The sequence below is a fragment of the Chamaesiphon sp. OTE_20_metabat_361 genome (assembly GCF_031364565.1).
In genome coordinates, this window is the sequence record NZ_JANLWO010000484.1 from 1 (window position 1) to 2,289 (window position 2,289).

1 protein-coding gene and 1 pseudogene are annotated in these 2,289 nt (G+C 47.5%); both read left to right on the forward strand.

Going from position 1 to position 2,289, the window contains the following annotated elements; translation table 11 throughout:
• The first annotated feature begins 176 nt into the window (after positions 1-176).
• Positions 177-1,256: a PIN/TRAM domain-containing protein gene (locus tag RMO35_RS14105; protein ID WP_309741944.1), complete on the forward strand. Its 1,080-nt coding sequence runs from the start codon at positions 177-179 to the stop codon at positions 1,254-1,256.
• 206 nt (positions 1,257-1,462) lie between these two features.
• A pseudogene (locus tag RMO35_RS14110) lies at positions 1,463-2,289 on the forward strand (carboxylate-amine ligase); the annotation flags it as partial.

The following is a 2,289-nucleotide window of genomic DNA, read 5'->3' on the forward strand; positions in this document are numbered from 1 at the left end:
GAAGAAAAGTTAAATTTTTGTGACGAGGATCGAGCTAGGCTGGGATAACAGAGGCGCTGTAGGTGCTTACCCCCGTGGTTATCCGTATTCACGCTCAGGGTAAATAACCGAACTGCACCAGATATAATGAAAATAGAGATATCTACATAATACTCGACTCGATCGGACGCTTACCCATGCTCGACTTTACTATTATCCTGCTACTGATTCTTGCCGCCGCAGGGATTGGCTACGACATCGTGGATATATTACCCAGTGAGATGTTGGCACAAGTCACCAATCAAGAGGGTTTACGAATTGTCTCAGCGGGGTTTTCAGCATTATTTGGGGGCATCTTTGGCTATGTTGTCAAGACGGCGTATCGCCGCTTGGAGTTTCAGGTCAGACAGCTACCTGTAGATGTCCTCTTAACCAGAGCCGTGGGCTTAGTAATCGGCTTGCTAATTGCCAATTTGATGCTTGCGCCAGTTTTTCTCTTACCGATCGCTCCTGAGTTTTCCTTTCTCAAGCCACTACTCGCCATCCTGGGAAGTGTGATGTTTTGCTATCTGGGCGTCACCCTCGCCGACACGCACGGGAGCGCATTTTTGCGCCTGCTCAATCCCCAAAACGTAGAAACGATGCTGGTTGCCGAAGGCACGCTCAAAGCGATTGCCCCCAAGGTGATCGATACTAGTTGCATTATCGACGGACGGATTGAAGAGTTATTAAATACGGGATTTGTCGAAGGACAGATTTTGGTGCCGCAGTTTGTGATTCAAGAATTGCAGACCCTCGCCGATGCCGCCAATGATATGAAACGGACGCGCGGACGGCGGGGGCTAGATATTCTCAATCGGATGAAAGATGGTTTTCCCGAGCGAATTATCATTCACCCGATCGATTATCAAGATATTTCGACTGTCGATGCTAAGTTAGTTCACTTCGCGAGTGAAATTCACGCCACTTTGCTCACCAATGACTACAACTTGAGTAAGGTTGCCAGTCTTCAAGAAGTTTCAGTCTTAAATGTTAACGATCTCGCCCACGCAGTGCGTCCGATTTATTTACCTGGCGATTGTCTGGAAATCAAAATTATTAAAGATGGCAAAGAAGCTGCCCAAGGCATTGGCTACCTTGATGATGGGACGATGGTTGTCGTCGAAGAAGGTCGTAAATACCTTGGTGGTGGCTTACAAATTATCGTGACCTCCGCATTACAAACATCCGCTGGACGCATGATTTTTGCTAGACCCTATGCTTCGATGATGGCGTAATTGCCAGTGATATCAGACAAGTCATAGATCTATAAAATAGCAACTTGGGCTAGAGCTAAGTGAGGAACACGTCCCGCCCCACTTGTTACATAAAAGCTGTTGGATCTAGTCAAGATATACTGAGATAGAGTAAGTATTCCGATGTCACGTACGTCCTAGCCGGGATTTTACCATCATTCCTTTATTCCACTGGAGAATCTATCCCGATGCAGGATGGCGATGAGTCTCGATCGAAACATGATGAATTTCAGCAATTGCAGTCGCGCTTACTAAGTTTGTGGCAAAGTTTTGACGCGACGATCGATAGCGATTGCGATATTTTAGTCGTACCATCGCTGAGTCTCGATCGCGGCGAACTGCTCAAGGTGGAAGGCTGCATCCATTATGAAGAGCGGCTATTATGCTCGCTGATGCGATTGTCAAATCCGCGCACACGGTTGATTTATGTGACTTCGGTACCATTAGCGCCGATCTCGATCGAGTATTATCTCCAACTATTACCGGGGATTCCGTTTTCTCACGCTCGCGAGCGACTGCTGTTATTTTCGACGGATGATTATTCGCTCCAACCCCTGAGTCAAAAAATACTCGATCGTCCGCGCTTATTAGAGCGGATTAAACAGTCCTTACGACCCGATCGATCGGTGATGATTTGCTATAATTCCACCGCAGTCGAGCGCGACTTAGCACTAAAGTTGGACGTGCCGCTGTACGCACTCGATCCAGATTTACTTTACTGGGGTACTAAAGCTGGCAGTCGGCAGATTTTTGCTGAATGTGGATTACCATATCCCGATGGCAGTCAGTTAGTATTTAACGATCGCGATTTGGCACAAGAAGCGGCGAATTTATGGGCGAGACAACCCCACTTGCTGCGATTAGTCGTCAAGTTAAATGAAGGCTTTTCTGGTGAAGGTAACGCGATCCTCGATCTGCGACCATTAGGACAGCCTACCAGCCATCCCGATCGAGTCCGCGCGATTAGTGATGCCTTTCCCAAGTTGAGTTTTCAGGGAGCAAATGAAACCTGGAC